General features: G+C 38.6%; 21 protein-coding genes. 7 read left to right on the forward strand and 14 right to left on the reverse strand.

What is annotated here, in order from left to right:
* Window positions 1–19: 19 nt before the first annotated feature.
* The 4 genes from EHQ52_RS06800 to pabB form a co-directional block, all read right to left on the reverse strand.
* Window positions 20–307: a hypothetical protein gene (locus EHQ52_RS06800; protein WP_100722490.1), complete on the reverse strand. Its 288-nt coding sequence runs from the start codon at window positions 305–307 to the stop codon at window positions 20–22.
* Window positions 308–389: 82 nt separating this feature from the next.
* Entirely contained in the window at window positions 390–1,049 is a 660-nt protein-coding gene (gene aat, locus EHQ52_RS06805; RefSeq protein WP_167492209.1) for a leucyl/phenylalanyl-tRNA--protein transferase, read from the reverse strand.
* A gap of 33 nt (window positions 1,050–1,082) precedes the next feature.
* The gene (gene thpR / locus EHQ52_RS06810) at window positions 1,083–1,619 is read right to left on the reverse strand and encodes an RNA 2',3'-cyclic phosphodiesterase (protein WP_135614478.1); all 537 of its coding nucleotides are present in this window, start codon (window positions 1,617–1,619) and stop codon (window positions 1,083–1,085) included.
* Entirely contained in the window at window positions 1,616–3,427 is a 1,812-nt protein-coding gene (gene pabB, locus EHQ52_RS06815) for an aminodeoxychorismate synthase component I (RefSeq protein ID WP_135614479.1), read from the reverse strand. The genes thpR and pabB overlap by 4 nt, the downstream gene beginning before the upstream one ends.
* Window positions 3,428–3,502: 75 nt before the next feature.
* Here pabB and EHQ52_RS06820 point away from each other — a divergent pair, with 75 nt between their 5' ends.
* Window positions 3,503–5,629 (forward strand): histidine kinase dimerization/phosphoacceptor domain -containing protein, encoded by a 2,127-nt coding sequence (locus tag EHQ52_RS06820; RefSeq protein ID WP_244244813.1) that lies wholly within the window; start codon window positions 3,503–3,505, stop codon window positions 5,627–5,629.
* A 45-nt stretch (window positions 5,630–5,674) separates the two neighbouring features.
* Window positions 5,675–6,301, forward strand: a complete 627-nt coding sequence (locus EHQ52_RS06825) for a TetR/AcrR family transcriptional regulator (RefSeq protein ID WP_135614481.1) — start codon at window positions 5,675–5,677, stop codon at window positions 6,299–6,301.
* A gap of 7 nt (window positions 6,302–6,308) precedes the next feature.
* Here the strand turns inward: EHQ52_RS06825 and EHQ52_RS06830 are convergent, their stop codons facing one another.
* Complete coding sequence (locus tag EHQ52_RS06830; protein WP_244244814.1) at window positions 6,309–7,238, reverse strand: alpha/beta fold hydrolase; 930 nt, start codon at window positions 7,236–7,238, stop codon at window positions 6,309–6,311.
* Between the two features lie 167 nt (window positions 7,239–7,405).
* Here EHQ52_RS06830 and EHQ52_RS06835 point away from each other — a divergent pair, with 167 nt between their 5' ends.
* Window positions 7,406–8,299 (forward strand): hypothetical protein, encoded by an 894-nt coding sequence (locus EHQ52_RS06835; protein WP_135614482.1) that lies wholly within the window; start codon window positions 7,406–7,408, stop codon window positions 8,297–8,299.
* Window positions 8,300–8,343: 44 nt separating this feature from the next.
* Here the strand turns inward: EHQ52_RS06835 and EHQ52_RS06840 are convergent, their stop codons facing one another.
* Both EHQ52_RS06840 and prfA read right to left on the reverse strand, forming a co-directional pair.
* Complete coding sequence (locus EHQ52_RS06840) at window positions 8,344–9,846, reverse strand: aminotransferase class I/II-fold pyridoxal phosphate-dependent enzyme (protein ID WP_135614483.1); 1,503 nt, start codon at window positions 9,844–9,846, stop codon at window positions 8,344–8,346.
* A 77-nt stretch (window positions 9,847–9,923) separates the two neighbouring features.
* Window positions 9,924–10,988 carry a peptide chain release factor 1 gene (prfA, locus tag EHQ52_RS06845; protein ID WP_135614484.1) on the reverse strand — a complete coding sequence of 355 codons (1,065 nt, stop codon included), beginning with the start codon at window positions 10,986–10,988 and terminating at the stop codon, window positions 9,924–9,926.
* Between the two features lie 40 nt (window positions 10,989–11,028).
* Here prfA and EHQ52_RS06850 point away from each other — a divergent pair, with 40 nt between their 5' ends.
* Both EHQ52_RS06850 and EHQ52_RS06855 read left to right on the forward strand, forming a co-directional pair.
* Window positions 11,029–11,652 (forward strand): hypothetical protein, encoded by a 624-nt coding sequence (locus EHQ52_RS06850; protein ID WP_135614485.1) that lies wholly within the window; start codon window positions 11,029–11,031, stop codon window positions 11,650–11,652.
* Between the two features lie 23 nt (window positions 11,653–11,675).
* Window positions 11,676–12,776, forward strand: a complete 1,101-nt coding sequence (locus EHQ52_RS06855) for a hypothetical protein (protein ID WP_135614486.1) — start codon at window positions 11,676–11,678, stop codon at window positions 12,774–12,776.
* 2 nt (window positions 12,777–12,778) lie between these two features.
* Here the strand turns inward: EHQ52_RS06855 and EHQ52_RS06860 are convergent, their stop codons facing one another.
* From EHQ52_RS06860 to EHQ52_RS06885, 6 genes are read right to left on the reverse strand one after another with little or no spacing between them, the layout of a single operon-like run.
* The gene (locus EHQ52_RS06860) at window positions 12,779–13,819 is read right to left on the reverse strand and encodes a carbon-nitrogen hydrolase family protein (RefSeq protein ID WP_135614487.1); all 1,041 of its coding nucleotides are present in this window, start codon (window positions 13,817–13,819) and stop codon (window positions 12,779–12,781) included.
* Window positions 13,816–14,283, reverse strand: a complete 468-nt coding sequence (locus tag EHQ52_RS06865) for an NUDIX hydrolase (protein ID WP_135614488.1) — start codon at window positions 14,281–14,283, stop codon at window positions 13,816–13,818. Before EHQ52_RS06865 ends, EHQ52_RS06860 begins: the two co-directional genes overlap by 4 nt.
* Window positions 14,284–14,334: 51 nt before the next feature.
* A complete protein-coding gene (locus tag EHQ52_RS06870) occupies window positions 14,335–15,858 on the reverse strand; it encodes an alcohol dehydrogenase catalytic domain-containing protein (RefSeq protein ID WP_135614489.1) in 1,524 nt (507 codons plus the stop codon).
* The gene (locus EHQ52_RS06875) at window positions 15,859–16,521 is read right to left on the reverse strand and encodes a rhomboid family intramembrane serine protease (protein WP_135614490.1); all 663 of its coding nucleotides are present in this window, start codon (window positions 16,519–16,521) and stop codon (window positions 15,859–15,861) included.
* Entirely contained in the window at window positions 16,518–17,213 is a 696-nt protein-coding gene (locus EHQ52_RS06880; protein ID WP_425269381.1) for a TetR/AcrR family transcriptional regulator, read from the reverse strand. Before EHQ52_RS06880 ends, EHQ52_RS06875 begins: the two co-directional genes overlap by 4 nt.
* Before the next feature lie 60 nt (window positions 17,214–17,273).
* A complete protein-coding gene (locus tag EHQ52_RS06885; protein WP_135615672.1) occupies window positions 17,274–18,170 on the reverse strand; it encodes a fructosamine kinase family protein in 897 nt (298 codons plus the stop codon).
* A gap of 114 nt (window positions 18,171–18,284) precedes the next feature.
* Between EHQ52_RS06885 and EHQ52_RS06890 the strand changes: the two genes are divergently transcribed.
* A complete protein-coding gene (locus EHQ52_RS06890) occupies window positions 18,285–19,217 on the forward strand; it encodes a glycosyl hydrolase family 18 protein (RefSeq protein WP_135614491.1) in 933 nt (310 codons plus the stop codon).
* A gap of 4 nt (window positions 19,218–19,221) precedes the next feature.
* Here the strand turns inward: EHQ52_RS06890 and EHQ52_RS06895 are convergent, their stop codons facing one another.
* Window positions 19,222–19,938 (reverse strand): hypothetical protein, encoded by a 717-nt coding sequence (locus EHQ52_RS06895; protein ID WP_135614492.1) that lies wholly within the window; start codon window positions 19,936–19,938, stop codon window positions 19,222–19,224.
* A 165-nt stretch (window positions 19,939–20,103) separates the two neighbouring features.
* On the opposite strand from EHQ52_RS06895, the gene EHQ52_RS06900 reads away from it, so the two are divergent.
* Window positions 20,104–21,219, forward strand: a complete 1,116-nt coding sequence (locus EHQ52_RS06900) for a FecR family protein (RefSeq protein ID WP_135614493.1) — start codon at window positions 20,104–20,106, stop codon at window positions 21,217–21,219.
* The last annotated feature ends 17 nt before the right edge of the window (window positions 21,220–21,236 follow it).

Below are 21,236 nucleotides of genomic sequence, written 5' to 3' on the forward strand. Positions count from 1 at the left end.
GAGTGAGAAAGGAAAAATATTACTGTTGTTCTTCGCCAGCGCCTTCTTCTGCAGGAGCAGGAGTAGAGTCAGACTTGGTTCCTTCTTCTTTTCCTTTTTTGGAATCTTTCTTATGCTTCTTGTGGTGTTTTTTCTTACCTTTTTTCTTCTTAGCTTTCTTTTCTTTTTTCTCAGCTTTAGAAGCACCAGCATCTTCAGTCTTAGCAGGAGCGTCGCCGGTAGTCTCTTGTGCGCTAACTCCGGTGAAACCGAAAAGAGCGATTGCAGACACAAGAAGGGTAACAAGAATTTTTTTGAATAGGTTCATTATGGATCTTCCTATAGAAACTTTGGTTTGTGTCGTAATTTTATTATTATGCGAAGCAAATCAAATCCATTTTACATAAAAATCAGATTTCATCCACAGGCGGGACCCATTTGTTCGGGATTGCTACAGCGAGTGACAAACGGTCCAAAAATTTATCTTTTGGGATCTCATATGCTCCCAGATTCAAAGTGACCGGGTTCATTTGCTGGGTATCGAATAATGTGAAGCCGTCTTTCTTCAGCGCTTCGAACAGAAAGTAGAGCCCGATCTTCCCGAAATCAGGTAAAAAGGAGAACATAGACTCTCCGGCAAAAAATTTACCGATAGCTACACCGTACACTCCCCCACCTAACCGTCCGTTTTCGTCCCAAACCTCTACACTATGAGCGTAACCTTCCTTATGAAAGTTAGTAAAACCTTGTAGAAAGTTCTCCGTTATCCAAGTCTGCTCTTCTGTTCTGAACGCGCAGCAACGCATAACTTGTTCAAACGCACGATTGAATGTGACTGTGAATTTTTTTTGACGAATTCTTCTGTGAACTCTGGAACTAATATGCAGAACATTGAGGTCAAAGATAGCCCTCGGATCCAATGAAAACCAAAGTAAAGGTTTATCTGCCCAAGGAAAAATTCCTCGAGTATAAGCATATATAAGGCGATCTGGTTTTAAATCTCCACCGATGCCCACGACCTCTTCCAGAGAATGTCTAGGATCCGCAAAAAAATCGGAAAAGTCCCGGATAGGAGAATACTGATTTTGTCTAGGGTTTTCCATTTATTCCAAGAGAAGAGGATATGATTCTTCGACCGAGTATATCTGACCGTTCGCTCCGCTGCGACTAGAAAATAAGTGGAATTCCGACACTGGAACTATGTCCGTTTGAAATTGTGAGAATTCATTCAAATACAGATCCAAACGTTTTTCAGGCGTTCTTTTGAATCTACCAATCGTTATATGAGGTCTATAATCCCTTTTATCAATGGAGAAACCTTCTCTTCTGAGAGTGGATTCCAAAACTTTTTGAAGCCTTTTTAGTTCTTCTGAAAGAGTAACTCCCACATATAAAATTTCAGGAAATTTATTACCAAAGAAGCCTACACCTTTGATCTCTAATGAAAAACTTTTTTCAGAGACTTGGCTGCAGATCTCAGAGACCTTTTCTAACTCTTCTGGTTTTAGCTCTCCCAAGAAAACTAAAGTAACATGAAAATTTTCGGGAGAGACCCAACGGATCTCTTCCAAGCCAAAACAGATTTTTTCCAGATCCGATTTTATAGAATCTGGGAGAACCAATCCTAAAAAACTTCTCATTCGAAATCTACTCCGGAAACTCTTCTGACTCCCCTAAGAGAATTTACCAAAATGATCTTAGAAGCAAGATTCAGATCTTGTTTAGAAATTTTCTTTTCCTTTGCTTTCAGTTTTCGGGCCCATTGTTTGCGAGCAACTCCTGGAAGAATTCCTTCTTCCAAAGAAGGTGTGATCCATTCTTTATTTAGTAAAAGAAAGATAGAATGAATAGATCCTTCAGTCAGATAACCTTCTGTGTTTGTATAAATTTGATCCAGATAACCCTTGGAAATCGCTGACTCGTAACCGGCTGCAAAAACTTCTCTGATATTTGTCTTATGATAATAGAACTGATCTTTCTTATTGGTAGAAGTTCCGCTGAACAAAACCTTCCCCTCTTTTGGGCCCGGATCGGATTCGGAAACTTCTGTCTGAAACTCTCCGCTGAGCAAAAGAATAATTTTCACTCTGTATTTTTTGTCGGAACTAATTTTGCCGGAGACTTCATTAACTGCGGATTCCCATCCTTCTTCATTCCAAACAAATCCAAGTTTTTTCGCGGATGCTTTCATTCTATCTTTGTGATCTTTTAGAAAATAGATCTTTTTTCTTTTGCAGATTGTAGTTGTGAATAAATGAAAATTCTCTTTTGCATCATGTAAAAATTTTGCCTTGGACCAACATTCTTCCCATTCTGCATTTGGATCGGAACCAATCGTAATTCCAGAACCTACCCCCATTCTGCCCTTTTTTTGTCCGGAAGGATCTTGCAAAAACTCAAGAGTGCGGATCGCGATGGAAGAAATTTCTTTTTGAGGAGATAGATAGAATATTCCCCCAGTATAAACTCCTCTCTTTTTTTCCAAATCACTGATGATCTCTGAGGATCTTTTTTTAGGAGCTCCAGTGATGGAACCTCCAGGGAATAATGCCTCTAAAATATCGGTCCATTTTATTTCTGCGGAAAGTTCGGATCTTACCTCGCTGGTCATCTGAAAAACTGTTGGATATTCTTCGATAGAGAAAAGTTTAGAAACACTGACTGAGCCTGGCAAAGAGATCCTTCCCAGGTCGTTGCGGAGAAGGTCAGTGATCATTAAATTTTCTGCTCTATCCTTTTCCGAGTTGGAAAGTTCTGACTTCAATTTTTGATCTTCTGCGAAATCTTTTCCTCTTGGTCTGGTCCCTTTCATTGGAACAGTTCTAATCTGATTGGATATTCTTTCCCAAAATAACTCGGGAGAAAATGAAAGAATATCTCTTTGTGTCGGAATAGAGTCGCCGGTATGTATCCAAGCCTCGTACGGAACTGGCTGTTTTTTTCGAAGCTCAAAAAACAATCTTCCGAGAGAACCTTCTAATTCTAGTTCCAGAGGGAAGGTAAAATTTACCTGATAGATTTCTCCTGCGTATAGAAAGTTCCGGATCTTATGAATGTTCTCTTCATATTCTTTCAGATCCATCTCGGATCTAATTTCTGCAGAATAACCTTTGTCCTTAAATTTCGATTCCAATTCCGAAATTTCAGCGTAGCTTAAGGTCTTCGGTTCTGAAAAAATACCGAACCAGAAAAGAGGATCTTCCGAAACTTCTTCCATATTGTCAGGATTTAAAAATAAATTCCCAGCTTCATAGGAGATCCAACCCGCGGCATGATATCCTTGTGCGACCTTGTTTTGAATTTCTAAGAGGAATTTCCTTGCTTCGCTTCGTCGATTAGTAGTAAGAACTTCATTCGGCTCGGTTAGAACTAGGCACGCATCTCCAGAGAAACCTTCTCCTAAATAAATAAAAGGTTTCCTGGAGTTTTGAAATAGGTCGGAAATCATCTGAAAAAGGTCTCAAAACCTTATTCTCAGGATCTTCCGAATCCTAAAAGCGAAATGAATAAGATTCTAAGATTAATGTTATCTCGATCCCTAAAATTCTTCCAAACCGCCGGAAAATTTCTTCTGGTAGCTTCTGTTTATTTTCTTTTAGGAAAATTCGGAGAATTTTTCGGGACTTTTTCGGATTACGCCTCCCCAATTTGGCCCGCATCCGGTTGGGGACTGGTCACCCCTCTATTATTCGGAAGAGTTTCCTATTTCGGGATCTTTACAGGTTCCTTTTTATACAACTGCCAGATCCGGCATGAAGTTCTTCCGGGACAGGATCTAAGCATTTATTTTGGAGCCGCAGTGCTCATTGCTTTTGGAAGCACTTTGCAATCTTTCACTGGAGCTTACTTATACAAAAAGTTTGTTCCTGAATTAGATCTTACAAAGAACACATCCTTCGTTCTTAGATTTCTTTGGATAGAAACATTAGTTTGTATTATCGCGGCAACCATCGCATGTTCCGGACTTCTACTTTTAGGTATCCTCGATTTAAATTCATTTTTTCCTACATGGATTACATGGTGGATGGGAGATTCTTTAGGAGTATTCGTATACTTTCCGTTTTTCTTAAGTTGGCTGGGACCAGGAGTCGCAAGATTCCAAGTACATTCTTGGAAAGAGAGTGTAGGACTTGTTTCCTTCTTAATTTTATTAGGAGGAGGGATCTTTTATTTCTTTAGCATCAATCAAATACCTGCATATTTCCCACTTTCTTATCTTCTGATCGCAGTCATCTCACTTGTTTCTCTCAGATTTGGGGGAAGAGAATCTTCTTTAGTACTTATTATAGTTTCTATTATATCTATCTTAGGAACTGAACAAGGACATTCATATAATTTCCCTGCTTCCAAAGAAGTTTCCCTTCTCCTTTTGCAAAGTTTCCTTTCTGCAATCTCAATCGCTTCTCTTCTCGCTTTATCAGTAATAAGAGAAAGGGTAGATGCACAAGATGAAATCTACCTTTCACATAAAAGATTAGAAGATCTGGTTGCAGAAAGGACGCAGGAACTGGATAGGTCTTATCGATTTTTAGGGGCGAGCGAGGCAATCTACAAGGGCTTATTCGAGAATATTCCAATCGCGATCTTAGAATGTGATTATTCTGAAGTAAGAAGAATGTTGGGCGAATTGCCCAAGATGTCCCAAAAGGAATTTGCTAAATTCTTAAAGATGAATCCTAAATTCGTTTCAGAATGTTATGAAACAGTAAATGTAATAGATGCAAATAAAGAATCTGTTCGTTTATTCGAAGCAAGCTCAAAGGAAGAAGTTCTATTCCTCGCCAGAAACTTTTTTAGAAAAGGAAACGATCATTATTTCAAAAAACTTCTGACTAGGATTCGTTTTGGGGCAAGAGTTCTTCATACCGAAACCACATTATCCACTTGTAACGGAAAACAATTTGAAGCATCAATTCGTTGGTCCTTGGCACCAGAGTTCGAAGATACTTTCTCTTCTACCATCATAACTGTTACAGAGATCACTGATAAAAAACAGGCAGAAAGACAGTTAAAATCTTCCTTAAAAGAAAAGGAAGTGATGCTGAAAGAGATCCATCACAGAGTAAAAAACAATCTGCAGGTGATTTCCAGTTTATTCAATCTTCAATCTGAATACGAAAATGATCCTAAGATCCATGAGGCATTTACAGAAAGCCAAAATAGGATCCAAACCATGGCACTTATCCATGATGAGTTATATCAATCCAACGATCTCGGAAATGTAGAATTTTCAGGTTATTCCAAAAGACTTGCGGAGAAGATCAGGTCAGCCTATAAGATCGGAGCGGAAACAAGAGTGGACGTGATAGCAAGTCCTATCCATTTAGAGATCAGCATTGCAATTCCGCTCGGACTTGCATTAAACGAACTACTCACAAATTCATTTAAATACGCATTCCCTCATAATTTTTCTCCTACTGATGAAAGACCTAAGATCCAAATCAGACTCCAAAAAAAGGAAAATCTAGTAATATTAGAAGTTTCAGACAATGGAGTTGGATTACCAAACGAGTTGAATCCTATCGCAACTCATTCTTTTGGTTTAACTTTGGTTCAAGTCCTAACCAAACAGCTGAAGGGAAAATTGGATTTTTCCAGTGTTAAAGATCAAGGAGCCAGTTTCCAAATTCGTTTTGAACTTCCGAATTAGGAAAATTCCTTGCGAACTAGTTCTCCAAATCAGAGTAAGGAGAACATGAGAACAAAGCCTCCTAGTCCGATTGCCAACAGGGCAGAAGCAAGAAGAGAACAAATCCTGGAAGCGGCGCTGGATGTATTCTCCGAAAAAGGATACCATGAGGCCGGGATCGCAGACATAGCCGGAAAATTAAATATAGGTCATGGAACCTGTTATCGTTATTTTAAAAATAAATTAGATATCTTACATGCACTAGTAGATCGGATCCTCCTTGGATTATTAGAAGTGGTCCGCAAAGAAAGTCCTGAAAAATCAAATACGATAGAAGAATACAGAAACCAGATCAAAAATATTGGTTGGGAACTATTTCAACTTTTCAGTAAAGACCCGAGACAAGCAAAGATCGTTTTTTTCGAAGCAATGGCTTTGGATGAAACTGTAAAAAGAAAAGTACAACTTGGGATCGATAAAAGTGCAAGGCTCACTGAGTTATATCTGAAGAATGGTGTGAAAAAAGGATTTCTCAGAAAAGAATTGGATACTCGTATCGCATCCCAAGCAGTAAATGCGATGATGTTCGAAGGAATACGGATCAACTTGTCTTCTAAAGTAGATTCTAAATTTGCAAAACGTTGGTTGGAAGAAATGCCCACCCTTATGTTAGAAGGAATGGGCAAAAGTTAATTATATTTTATAAAGTAAGGAATTGTACTAGATCTTTTGCTGTGATATCCGGAATTTCTTCCATAGGAATATGACCAGCACCTTCATAAGAGATGAACTTAGAATTCTGAAGATCCTTAGTCCAGTTTTGTGCATATTCTAATTTCAACCAATGATCTTCTTTTCCCCACATAACCAATGTAGGGGTTTTGACTAACTTGATCCCTTCAGAAATTTTAGGATCAGTAAACTTCTCCCTGGCAGTTCTGAAAAAATAATTATAAGCCTGTCTGTTTCCTTCTCTTCTGGAAAGATCCACATATCTTGTTTTGATCTCAGGCGTAATTTTAGAAGAATCTCCGTAGACCTCATCCACACTTTTTTCTACCATAAAACTTGGGAGCATATGTCGTGCAAAAGGACTTACGACCGGATTACTTCCTAATGCAATCATAGGAGGCATAGGTTGTGCGTACCCAGCAGCATCTATCAATACTAATTTTTGGACTTTATTAGGATATTTTAATACGTAATTCCAGGAGATATAACCTCCCATGGAATTTCCAACCAGATAGAAAGAATCCACTTTTAGATAATCCAGGAATTGGTTTAGAACTTCTACACCTTCTTCCAGATTTAACTTTTCTATATCTTCTGGAGGACCAGTGAGACCATGACCAGGAAGATCTATGCGGATCACTCTATAACGAGATTTTAATATTTCTGCCCAAGCATCCCAAGTATGTAAAGAAGAACATACGCCGTGCAGTAGTATAATTACAGGACCTTGGCCCTCGTCCCTGTAATGGATATTAAGATCCCCAATCGGAGCGAACTTTGACTCTGAGTTCGCATATTTCGTTTTCAAATCCTCTAAGGAATCTGAACCGACCCCTAAAAATCTACAATCAAGTAGAATGATGAGAAGTAACATTAAGCTTATTGTTGTTCTTTTCATAATTTCCCTGTTTAATGAAAATTCCCAACCCAATCGGAATGACAGATAAGTCATTTCAGCTCCAAAGTAAAACACGTTTTTCTTTGAAATTTTTGGATTTCCCCTATTGACAAAAACTGAATGACATGTCATTCTTATACGTAATTAAGGTGAGGAGTTAAAATCCAATGGTTCAAGTGGATGTTTTTTGGGCCTACGGCCTGGGAGCCGGTTATGCAATGGCCGCAGCTCGCCAAATTAAAAAATTGCAGGCGGGGGAAATCACAGCAGGTTCTCTACCTTCTATCAAAAAAGAAGAGAAGAAGGTCCCATTTTGGAAGAATACCTACTTCATTTCTAATCTTCTTTATTTAGGTTTATTATTCGCTCCGTCCGGTTTGTATCTGGTTTGGCAATTTACAAGTTGGGAAACAATGCATGCCGGAGATAAAACAATGCCTGGGTGGCTTGTGGCATTATTCGGTTTAACCAATATTTCCCAAGGAATCTTAGGTTTTTGGGTCGTCTGGAAATTAATCGAAGCAGGAAAAAATTTCTTAGCTTATCTGCAAGTTCCCGCGGGTTATTTCGGAATGTTCTTCATCCTAGTTCATGGTTGGGATGGAACCGGTTATAAAAGATTTTTCTCAGAGTCTGTAGATCAATTCCACACATGGACATGGGGAACCGCAATCAACTGGTTAACCTCCGATATTGCTATCACTCTGTATACAATGGGCGTGATCTTAATTCCAGTTCTGATTTTTTCACTTCTAAAGATCGAAAAAGAAGGTTGGGAATTAGGAGGCTCTGGAGAATTTTCTGTTAGAAAATCTCCTTCTGGTTTTGTTTCTACAATTGCGTTTTTAGCAACTGTGTTTGTAGGCGCGTTGGGATTTGCAATTGTCTCCAGCGTAATCATTCACCAACTGGGTTGGATATTAGGAGCGATCATTTCTGCTTTGGTAATTTATACTTTAGGAATTTCTAAATTTGGATTATTCCAGATCTTTTATAAGAATGTTTTACAATCGGAAACTGAAACTGGTGGAAAACTACAGAGTGTTCGTTCCGCGGCTTAAGACTAGTCTTCTTTAGAACCGTTCAAATTTTTGGCTCTGGAGAGTTAATCTCCCAGAGCTTTTTTGTATTCTGCAATTAGAAGATCTGGATTTTCTCGGCCGATAGAAATTCGGATCAAACTTGGATCTAATCCAACTTCTTTTAAAAATCCTCTTCCCGCTTCAGTAGATACTAACTCATAATGAGCCAAATACATATACAACATGTTCAGAGTGAATTCAGTTCCGAAACTTGGCCCTTTTAATAATCGTAATGAATTATAAAATGGTTCCAAAGGAACTCCTGGCTCGATTGTGATCACTCCACAATGCAAATCCTTATCTCTTGCGATCTTGGAAAAATTTCCATGATTTTCTTCTGAACCACTCCAATGAACTGCTTTGATCTTTGGATGACTTGAAAAGAAGTTTGCAAGTTTAGCAGCATTCCTACCTATCTCTTTGACTCTTTCTATATAACCTTCTAATTCAAAGGACATACGTTCACAGTCTCTGAAATAAGGAGTTTCTAAAAATTCTGGAGAATCTTTTTTCAATTTCTCAAAATAAGCAGAAGATGGATTCAAAAATAAAGCGCCCATCATCACATCTGCATGTCCAGATGCGAACTTGGTCAAACTTTCAACAATCACATCTGCATAAGGAGAAAGGTCCACAACTGCGGAACCTGCGACGGAAATATCAGCTACTAATGGAATTCCATATTTTTCCAAAAGTTTTTTAAGTTCAGGATAATCAGGAACTTGTATAAGAGGATTTGTAGGAGATTCAGTAAGAATTGCAGCTACTCTATGTCCTTCTTTAGAAAGGAATTCTTCCAATTCTTTCAGATCGACCACATCGTGGAATATATGAGAACCTCTAGAATATTTTTCTAATATTCTAATATTATCTACATACAACCATCCGAGTCTAAGCCAGATATCTTTTCCTTCTGCTGCGCGAATTTTATCTAATACTCTAAAAGAAGCATAGACTGCATTCATTCCAGAAGTGGCCAGATATACTTGCAGGTTTTTGCCCGGATATAAAGCAGACAACGCTCCTTCTACCGTTTCGTAAGGTTTTTCTTTTCTGGATTCTTCTTGGTATATAGAATCTATAAGTCCTTTTTTGAATAAGTAATCTTCTGCTTTGCGAGAAGATAATAAACATCCTGTATGTTGGATAAAGGATAATATTTTGGATTCGTTTTCTTTATTAGAAGGAATAGTTAAAGTAATGATGCCTTCGTCTTCTATAATTCTTGCGCCTTCTACCTGGAAAAATGAAACAATATGATCAGCGGCTTTCCGGGAGTTTACGATAAACTGAGGGCCATCTACTCCCTTAGTCTCTCTATTATAATCTAAAATTTTTTCTATATAAGCATGAGCTACAAAGCGGGGATATCCTGCTTTTAATCTGGAAAGAGTTTCGGTTCTTTTTTCTTCGTAACCGATTACGTCAGCGACTTCCGGAAGGCTCATGGAAACCGCATGTATGTTTTCAAATGGTATTCTTTCCCCGCAGATCCTACGATGCGGTTCTTCTATCTCTAGTATCATACTTTGATTACCATCGCAAAATTTTAGTCAGAAACATCAACTTTATTCGGTTGGACGAACAGAAGTCTAAAACGGTTCTAATTTGCCTGTGAATCTGCGAGGCGTTTGACTCTATCTTCTTCAGTTAAGGCGTTGATCAGGTCTTCTAGATCTCCTTCCATTATAGCAGAAAGATTATGACTAGTAAATCCGATCCTATGATCTGTACATCTTCCCTGTGGAAAATTATAAGTTCGAATTCTTTCCGATCTGTCTCCTGAACCAACCATCTGTTTTTTTAGAGCATCTGCTGCGGCTTTTTTTTCTTCCGCCTGCTTTTCTAATATCCTAGCGCTTAAGATCCTCATCGCCTTTGCTTTGTTCTTGTGTTGGGATTTTTCATCCTGACAAGCAACTGCGATCCCAGTTGGAATGTGAGTGATACGAACAGCAGAGTCAGTAGTGTTAACGTGCTGACCACCAGATCCGGAAGAACGATATACGTCCACGCGCAGATCATTTTCATTTATATTGATCTCAGATTCTTCTGCTTCAGGTAAAACGGCAACGGTTACTGCACTTGTGTGGATCCTTCCGCCTGATTCTGTTGCAGGTATTCTCTGTACTCTATGAGTTCCAGCTTCAAATTTAAAAAGGTCGTAGGCTTTATCGTTTTCCATCGCAAAGATGATCTCTTTCAATCCACCTATTCCAGTAGGAGAAGAATCTATGATCTCATGACGGATGCCCTGCTTGTCCGCATATCTGGTGTACATTCTAAACAGGTCAGAGACGAATAGTCCTGCTTCTTCGCCGCCGGTCCCAGCTCTTATCTCGAGTAGTATATTTTTGCCTGAATTCGGATCAGGAGGAAGAAGTAGGATTTCCAACTCTTTTTCCAAAGTTTCAATTCTTTCTTCTGCTTCTTTGCGCTCCTCTTCGTACATGGAGCGCATATCCCCGTCTTTTTCGGTTTTTAAAAGTTCTTCGGCGTCTTTTTTGTTCTGAATTAATTTTTGGTATTCGGTAATTTTATCGAATAAGGGCGTGAGTCGGGAACGTTCCTTATAAAGTCGTTTTAAATCATCCGGATTGGACGCGGTTGTAAGTTCGTCCGATATTTTGAGGTATTTTTGTTGTATTTTTTCTAGTCTGTCTAACATAGAAACCGTATCCCATTGCCTTGGTACCTTACTCCTCTACATGGAAAACTACAATTCGATTCTCTCAGCAGTTTCCGATCAGATACTGAATCTTTTATCCGGTCTTCATTCCTATCGCAGCCCCTATGCTAAGACCATAGGATCGCCAGATGAGCTCATCCAAGAGCTGACCCAAAAATCTTCTCTCCAAACAGGAGCTGCGAGTGCCGCTCTCGCCCTTCCCCAAGGACGTTTGGGACTTGTTACATTGGCTCCCGAAATTATTTTAGTCTTAAGGCTCCAAGGTAAATTGGTGAAAGACATCGCCGCTTTATATGGAAAAGAGCATCAGGTAACACCAGAACTTATGGCTTATTGTTTATTTAAGGATAGGACTTCTTTTTTCAGGAATGTTCTCAAAGACGTTGGTGCTCGAGTTTTGATCCGACCAATGGCTTGGAAACTTCTACAAGAAGCAACTTATCAGATCGCGAAGGGTCTTATAAAAGGGAAAAAGTTTGCAAAACCTAAAAGTGGATTTTGGCTCCCGATTTTCGGATCCTTACTTTCTGGAGGATATTCCTTTTTGGAAACTCGTAATGTAGCATCCAGAGCTCAGAAATTATTTTCTAAAGATATTATCAGCGTCCAATCGGACGAGCCTTGGGCTGAGGAAACTGCCTGAACTCAAAATCTAAGTTCTATCGAATGATCAGAATTTTATCTTTCTTATTATTAGTTTTTCTTTCCTGGAATTGCAAAAGTAAACAGGAAAGTTTAATTGAAGAGATCCAAGAATTACTGGAAGAGCAGAATTACGAAAAAGCTTCCGGTATGTTAAAGGATTATTTAGTAAAACCTAAATCCGACGGCGAAATTCTTTCTTCTGAAAAACCGGAAACTCCTAGAATAGTCGAACTCTCTTACGACAGAAAAAGATTAGTATATCTAGAAGATAGCAAACTAAATTGGAGAGATACAAGCGATGGATCTAACGGTTCGAAAAGTTTGGACGAAGTTCCAGCTTCTCTTGCAGTTTCCTTAAACGCAAACTTTGCGTTGGCGGAATATCCGATGACAAACGGCTGTCGCCTGTTCGCTATTTCATTAAAAAATAATGATCTTCTATATGAATCAGGTGCTCAGATCTCTTGCAGGAATAGAGGTGGGATCTCAGACGATGGTTCTAAAATTTACTACTTTGTAGATAACCAACTCTATGAAGAGAAAACAGTAGAACCAAGAACTCCTAAATTAATCGTTTCTAAAGAAAAGATCACTCCACCTTTTACAGGACTCAAAGCTAGATTCTTTTTATATCCGATTGGAAAAGATTTCTTACTCTTCTCCGGAAACGCTGGCTCTTATTATTTATACTATTTCCAACCTGAAAAAAAATCAGTAGAGAAAATCGACCAAGAAGTTATCAGTCCGTTGATCTATTACGGAACTGGAGACTCAGCATATTATTTAGGCGGTTCCATCGGTAGACTTCATTTAAGAAGGTTACAACTCGGAAAAGGCAAACCTTCTAGCAGTAAACTATTTACGATCAGCAGAAAAGAGATCAATCCTTGGAAACTTCCAGGTAAGAATGAATTTGTTTCTAACTATTCAGGCAAAGTCCATCTTTGGGGACCTTCTCGCAAAAGCCAGGTTCTACCTTTGCTTTGTGAAAGGATCTGGCTTGTGGATCAAAACAAGGTTCTTTGCGAGAATGAAAAAGGCGGACTATATCTGACTAATTTGGATTTCCCAGAAGAAGATTGGAGAATTCTCAAATTGTACGAAGAAGCCAGAGACAAATAATATCAGAAAAAGATATTAATGATCAGATTTCCTTTTTGGCCTTCTATCGGCTCAGGGGAACCATACCGTGTCTTTGCAAAACTTTTTGCTGGAAATTCTTTGGTAAACGCTTTGCCTGAAAACTGAACTTGTCCGCTGGATTCAAACGAAGAATTTTTGATCCATTCTCTGAATTTGCCTTCGTCTTCTTGAGAACCAAGCCCGATCAATTTGTTTACATAAGTTTTCTTAACGATCTCTTCCATTTGAGAGGATTTTAGATCTTCTGTGAATAAGATCCCCAATCTGCCAGAAGGCAAATTTGCGACCCAAACTTCTGGAAGAATTTCTTTTTCCGAACCTGCAACTTGCGCGTCTTCAGATTTTTGAGTAGAAGTCCTAAGCAAAGAACCTTCTAAAAACTTTCCGGAAGGATCAAATATGTATGCTCTCTCTTGCCATTCACCCGGTTTGATAGAAAGTTTTCCTTCTTTCACTTCAGGAGAAGGTAAACAAATCGATCCTGCTAAGATGGAAACACCATACATCTTTGCCAGGTCTCCGAAAATCCTTTCGTATCTTTCTTTTGAATCTTGAGCGATCTCGAAAGATACTTCTTCTCCATTTAATATATGGGAGAAGTTTTTAATAGAAATCCTTTGGAAAAATACAGCCCAGTTCCAAGCCGATTCAATATTCTCCGAATCCAAAAGTTCCTTTCTGGAATCCATTAGGAAAATATAATTTCCTATTTCAGGAGGAAACGCTACGACTGTGGAATTTTGGAGCCAGCCTTTTTCTTTTGCAAAAGCAAGAGGTTCTTCTAGCCAGGCTCTGAATCTGTCTTCTCTAGTAAAATATTCAGGTTTGAATTCCAACTGAACGATGAGTAAATTTCCGGATCTTCTGTCCCAACCTAAAGAGACGGTTTTGGTTTCTTTTTTAGAGATCCTTTTTTGGAACTCTTCTTCGCTTAGAGAAACTCCAGAGAGAAGCCATCCAATAAATAAAAAGATCGGGACTAAAACCAAAGATGCGAGTGCATTCCTAACGAATGGGCTCATACTAACCAACCTTTAGGATTTAATTTACCATCAGGTATCTGGGGAACATATTCTTTTTGGTACAATTGCAGAGCGTCCAACATATATTCGAAAAATAAAGGTTTAGGTTCGTAAGCAGCTGCGTCTACCCAGGCAATATAATCATGCTCGTCAGAGAGGGTGATCTCACCTGAAACAAATTCTCCATGATACGCTACGATAACACATGGATGATTTCCATCACTGACTCTATGTTTGTGAATTAGGATTGGTCGAGGATGAATCTTGATCTCACAAAATTCTCCCATTTCTTCTTTTAACTCTCTGGATAAACTTTCCAGCCAATCTCCGTAAAATTCGTCTTCGTTCATTCTTCCGCCAGGAAGATCTCCGAATCCGGATTTGCGGTCTCTAAGAATGAGAAGTTCCTTTCCTTTTCTCAAAAAAACCTTTTGTGTGATTTGAAAAAAACCGTGTTTGCTCAAAGCCTTATCCTTTCGCAGCGACCCTTAGGAAGCAATTCACTAAATACTCGCTCAGGAAGCTTTATGCCTGACAACCACTTTTATATTCTCCGATTTTCTTGCGTCTGTATACGCTTCCGGGATAGATCTGGAATCGAATTCTTTGCTGATCAAGTTTTTAGAAACGGATTTTAAAAATCCAGGTTCGGACAGCAGAAGTTCACGAGTACGGACAAAGTCCCCGCATCTACTTGTACTCAGGAATCCTCCACTTGTAATCCAATCTAAAAACAAATTGGATTCACTATCTGCAGATTTGGAGATCAGAATAAAACCTCTTGGTCGGACCAAAGATTTTTCTTCCTTAACATCTGGGCGAATCACTAAGTCCAGTTCAGAAGAAGAATTTACGATCGCAAAATCAAATCTTTCTAGAGGGCCTTTGAATTCTTTAGATCCTAAAAACTTGGTTCCTTCTTCAATTGAGCCTGTAAAGATCCGGATTTTATTCTTCTTTTCTAGATCATCTAATAATTCTTTTTCTTCTTTGTTTAAGGAAACAGAAGAAGAAATGAAAACCCAAACCGGAGAACTTGCGTCAATTCCCCATACTAAATCTAAAAAATTCGATCTTAGATGTGTAACAGAAATCTCATCTACTACGAGCTCAGTAAGATGTGCGATTCCAAGAGAAGTTTGGCCATTTGTAGTTTTTCTATGAATTTCCTTTTGGGTAAGATGGATGCTAGTTTCTAATCCGGAGACAGAACCAGTGGTATCAAACACTAGATCAAAAGAATGTTTATAATCAATCCAAGAAGCAGATGTCGGAGTTCCTGCATTCTTCTCGAATAAAAGGCCTTCTTTAATATCAGCTTCTCCAAGATTGGAAAAATATAAAACCTGATCTGCTCCCATTCGCAAAGAAAGATCTGCTAAGTTTTGATGGCGGATGAAAGAAACAATTTCGAAGTTTAGATTGTTTTTTTTCCGATATAGATCCAAAGCTGCGATCACTAAAGAGCCCAAACGTCTAGGCCCAAGAACTGCGATCTTTTTGAGATTTGCTCCGGCACGATTGAGAGAAACTTCTACACCATGCAAAGAAGCAGCAAATGGTTCTAATAAGACCGCTTCCATATCTTCTAGCTGTTTGGTCTCTACTAAGTTTCCTTTTGGTGCGAGAATATAAGGTCCAAATCCTCCGGGAAGACGGTCTATTCCCAAAACCATTCTAGTCGGACTATGTGTTGGAATTCCAACCTGGCAAAACGGATCAGCCTCTTCTCCCCTGGAAACTACTGTATCATTGATTTCTAATACGTATTTTTTACCGGTGAGATAATCGGATGCAACTACTTCGTGGCCAATGATCTGAGGAAGCGGAAAAGGTAAAAATCTGCGATCTAAGTCTGTGGAACAAATCCCGCAAAGTTCTGTTTTAAGAAGTCTATAACCTTTTCCGAGTTCTAAATAAGGAGAAGAATTTCGTAAAATCTGCCAGCCAGATTCTTCCGAACCTTTCATTTCATACACTGAATCGGAAAAAGAATCGTTAGAGTTGTATTCGTAAGCAGTGAACCGAACTTCTATCAATTATCTTGCCCCGACAAAAAATCCCAATATCAAAAGCAAAACTACGAATACTAAGTTTAATGCAAATCCAGTATGCAGCTCTCGTTTGATCTTATTATTTAAAAAATATGCGGTGAATACAACTGAGATAAATCCACCTAGGTGAGCCCAATGCGCAACTTGATCTCTAGAAAATAGATTGGTGATATCAGAATATACCATAAGCCATGCCACTGCAAAAACAGGAAAAGGATAACTTCTCTTTCTAACTCGAATAGAAAAAGGAGAAAGTAAAGCGGCAACTGCAGCAAGTCCAGACACAGCACCTGAAGCTCCTATAGCAGGTTGATTTTCTCCTAAGATCATTCCTCTTACAAAAGAATCCAAACCGCCCGAGACAAGAGCGCCCATAAAAAAGAAAAGAAGCCATTTTGTTTGGCCAACTTTATATTCTACAATCCTTCCTAAAAAAAATAGAAAGATCATATTCCAAAATAAATGGGTGAAGTCCGCATGTAGAAAGACCATTCCAATCCATTTCCAAGGATAGAATTCTCCGGGACGACTGATGAAGAACGTATTTACAATTTCTTCTGGAACAACCACTGTAAGAAGGATTTGAGAAATAGTTATAAGTCCTACAATAAAAGCAGTCAGAGGAAATTCGAATAGAAAGGCCTTCATTTAGATCCTCTCTGTATATAATAATTCATATAAGCTTTAAGCATCGTCTTCAATTCTTGTAAGATCCCATCCGCAAGTGCACTATCTTGTCTTTCTCGGAGCCAGCGACTTAGAACAGAATCTGATACTTCTACCATGATCCTGGACATGACCATCATTTCCTCTTTTTTCTTCATCCAAGGAATGACCCCGAAAAATAACTCCGCGATAAAATTGGCAATTGCCCTGTTATTCTCTCTGTCTATGGCTACAAGTTCAGGATCTAAGTTTTTATTCGACCACATAGGTATAAACCCAGGTTCGGATTTATAAAGTTGGGCAAATGCATCTATCAACCTATCTACAAGATTTTCCCATTCTGTTTTATTTGGAGGAGTATCTAGAAAATTCATAATCATTGAATTCACTCTTTCTAGATGCCTTTGCCCAACAGCTTTTAAAATGGCATGTTTGTTTGGAAAATATTGGTATAAAGAACCAATAGGTATCTCAGCTCTTTGTGCAATTAAATTAGTAGTGAGCGCTTCTGTTCCAACTTCATCCAAAAGATCAGCAACTATATCTAGGATATACTCAACCCTCTCTATAGCTCTTTTTTGAGAAGGTGATTTTCTCAGATTTAACTTAGAGTTTTTCTCTTTTTGTTTAGAGGATATTGGCAGTTTCTTTTTTGCGATTTTGGGCAAAGACATTCCCCGGTTCTAAGTCGGTTTCTTACTAAAGAACAGAAAACTTGGATTCTATCAAGAAAACTATTTCACGCCATAATAGCGAAGGATATGACGGAGGCTAGTTAAGTAAGAAGCACCAAATAAATTGATATGCACAAGCACAGGATATAACTGCCAGAATTGGATCCTATCCTTCAAATTGCCCGGATCATCCAAGCCAGCAGTGGCCAAAATGTCCTGCATCTCTTCTAGATTTAATGGACTTCCGAATAATTGTAACATGGCAAGATCTTGTTCTGGATGTGAATAAGCAACGGATGGATCAATCAAATAAGCAAATCCATTCTTACCTTGCAAAACATTCCCTGACCAAAGATCTCCATGGACCATTCTAGGTTTTACATGATCCAATCCCCAATCTTCTGAAAACTTATCAAAGATCCCACGGATCGCTAAAAGGTCTTTGTCTGTCAGAAGTTTTCGAGCTTGTGCAAGTTCTATCTGAGGTTTTAATCTTCTTTCCCAATAAAACTCTCTGAAGGAAGAGAACCAACCGTTGGCTTGGTTAAGGGAGCCGATAAAGTTATCCTTCTTCCAACCCCAAGAACCGAATTCGTTTTTGTATAAATTTTTTAAACTAGCAATTAGGTCTTCTCTAAACCCGGCAGAAGATCCAGTTTGCACAAATTCCATTGCAAGAAGAGAAACTTTTCCTAAATGAACAGTTCCTAGATATTCAGGAACTCGAACACCAAGTCTGCAAAGTTGTTCCAGACCTTCTGCTTCGGTCTCAGCCATTTCTTTTTTAGGAATGATCTTAATGGCAAGCTGAGAACCGTCAGGCAGCCTTGCCTTATACAGTTCGAATAGGCTAGTAGAATGATGGGTGATCTCCGCCTTTTTGGAGGAGGATAAAATACCAAGACGATCTAATCCGTCTCGGATCAATTCACCCATTCCTGTATTCGTGATTGCCATCATTCGCATCCTACCTAATTCTTCGACCCTGGCTATGTATTTAAAATCGGAGATCAAACCTTCAGGATTGAAGAAAATTCGAGAATGGTTTCCTTAATATTACAGGACGGATAAATGAAGATCTTTTCAAGGCTCAGATCCATATTTACCTGCGTCATTTGTATTTCCCTATGTCCCTTATCTGCCCAGGAAAACGTATGGAAGTATACTATAAGCCAGGACTTAAGCTCCAAGTCCTTTCCCTATTGGGAGAAGGTTTTCAAACCTGGGACAACCATTTGTTTTACAGGGACTTATATCGGAGGTAGCGGAGAAGTTTCCGGGACTTCGGTGCCTTCTACCCTGCAAACAATTGGAAAGAAGAGTGAGATCAGATGGTTTCCCCTCATTACTTTTAGATCGGAAGATATAGGGAAGAAGGTCCTAACTTCTCCTAAGCTCAGAAAAACCCTCGTTCGGAATTTAGAACTCTATTTGGAGAATTATTCTTTCTATTCAGGCATCCATTTGGATTTTGAAGGTTTAGGTCCTGAATATTCTACTCACTATAAAGAGCTCTTGTTGGAACTCCAACCAATCCTAAAGAAAAAGGGGAAACTTCTTACATTAGCTATCTTTCCATCAGAGGAATTCGATCCCAAACTCTCCGGTTTTCATTCTACAATTTATAAAGAGAATCTGGCCGATGAGATTGTACTCATGGCTTACGATCTACATTCTCCTAAAACTTCTCCAGGACCGGTCACAAAATTTAGCTGGGCAAAACGAAATACGGAGCTTCTTCTTAAAACATATAAACCAGAACAGATCTGGTTAGGACTCCCTCTTTACGGTTATTATTGGAAGAAGGGTGTAAAACGACCTAAGCTTCTAACCCAAAGTTCGGATAAGAATTTTGTACTTCAGCATGGAAAAGAAAAAGAAGGGATTTATCTGATCCAAACGAACAAAGGAGAAGGTAGTTTAATCCTGGACCTAAAACTCTGGGAAGAATATTCAAAAAATATAAAACTAAAAGGCCTAGCTTTTTGGAGATTAGGATTCTGAAATTTTATCTAAATCCGTAGACAATTTTAACTTTATGACTTTTTCCGTTTTCGTCGTTAATATTGCTAGTTCCTTTATATTCCATAATTCTTTTAGATCCTATATCGTATACCAAATCGATCGGTTTTACAAACATGGAAAGAATGGCGCTCGCAATTTTCATTCTTAAAAATAATGCAGGCTTACCCTTGTATTCACCCTCTTTGATTTTTTCGACAGAGAAAAGGAACTTATCTCTTTCTACAGGAACTAAAATATGAAAATTTATTTTTTTGCCAGATATGAGTTCGTCCCAATGATCGATCACAAAATAATCAAAACCGCCGTCTAAAGCGGATAAATTCCCAGCATCTAGGATTTTTTCTTGGATCGGATCTTCAGATTTTCTGCGGGCAAATAATTTTACCAAACTTCCGCTCTGCAATGCGCCTCCTTCCAAATATCCATCTCTATAATCCTCTAATAGAAATTCTGGAAGAGTTCTATTCTTTAAAAAACCGATCTTTTTCTTTGCAAAGGTTTTCCCTTCCATATCCTTATATATGATAATAGAACTAACGTGTTTTCCATTTTCCCAAGTTTCCTCATGAAAATCCTTATAAAGCAAATTGCCGGTTTCCAAATCAGTTGCAATTCCGCTAAATCTAATTTTCCCCAGGTCGTTAGAACCGAGAGGAAATACTAAAAACAAAAAGATCAGGATGAAAATCGAGTTATACATATGGGTAAAACCTATTTAGCCGGAGTAAATTATTCTATAAAAACGAATTTTTAAAATTTTTGCAAAAACGTAAGTCTCAGTTTGTTAATTATAATTGGAAATATATTTTATCCATTCTAAATCTAAATAGACCGGAACAATTCTATTTCCAGGCGGAATAAACAAATGAATCGAAAACTCTTTCTTCTGTTCCTAATTGTAACATTCATCGGATCCTCGAACTTTTGTTCTAAAATTTTAAGCTCTAAATCCAAACCAGGTTTAGTAGTCATATTCCTAACTGGAAAAGTAGAAGTTCAAAGAGACGGACAACTTATCCCTCTCTCATTAGGAACAGTTCTTCAAAAGAACGATACCATCAAAACAAACAGTGGAAGTTTGGACTTACAAACCGGCCTGGGTCATGTAATCCGTTTAAAATCTTATACAAATCTAAACATTGATTCTCTTCCTGGAGATCAGTCAGAAGAAACTTCTCTCGCAATTCGAACTGGACTTCTTCTTGTAAAAACAAATAAGTTAAGCCGGCAGGAGCAGTTCAAAATTACCACACCTACCGCAATCGCTGGCGTCAGAGGAACAGCATTCTCCTTTGAAGTAGTCCAAGGCACACTCCCTAAGATCAAAGTGTATGAGGGAATGGTTGCCATGACCCTAAAGGCTCCGGTCAGTCAGGTAATTGCTGCAGATAAAATTGCCGAAAATCCAAACTACCAAAAGCTCCAGAAACTATTGGAAGAAAACGAGATCATTATCTCCGAGGAAGAAGAGGCAGAAGTTAAACCTGAATTTGACCAACTCGCTCAAACAATTTTGAATCGATTAGATGATCAGGCAGTTACCCAAAGTATTGAAAGTTTTAGAAATGATCTAGTACGCACTGTCCAAAAAGGAAAATTCGAAAGGGATCCTAGAGAAAGTGCTGATCTGGAAACATTAGTAAAAGTAGATGAGGATCTGATCTCAGGAAGCCTGGAGAACAAGTCCTTAGCAAAAGAAATAGATGCTGACCAAGGCAAAAAATTGAATATCGCTCTGGACAAAGTAGAATCAATTGCAGGTTCCCAAAAGCTGGACTCTGAAGAAGAGATCAAAAAATATTACAGCGTTTTAGAATCCATTCATAAAACGGATAAAACAATTTTGTATGGAGCAGTGGTGACTCAGGTAGGAAATACAATGTTGGTACATTCTACCAAAGGTATCTTCCGTTTGGACATTTCCGATGTGGAGTATATCCAATACAAAAATTTCGACGTGGTTACTAAAAAGAAAAAGTAAACTCATAAGGCCGGTTT

It is taken from the genome of Leptospira koniambonensis, from assembly GCF_004769555.1.
GTDB lineage: Bacteria > Spirochaetota > Leptospiria > Leptospirales > Leptospiraceae > Leptospira_B > Leptospira_B koniambonensis.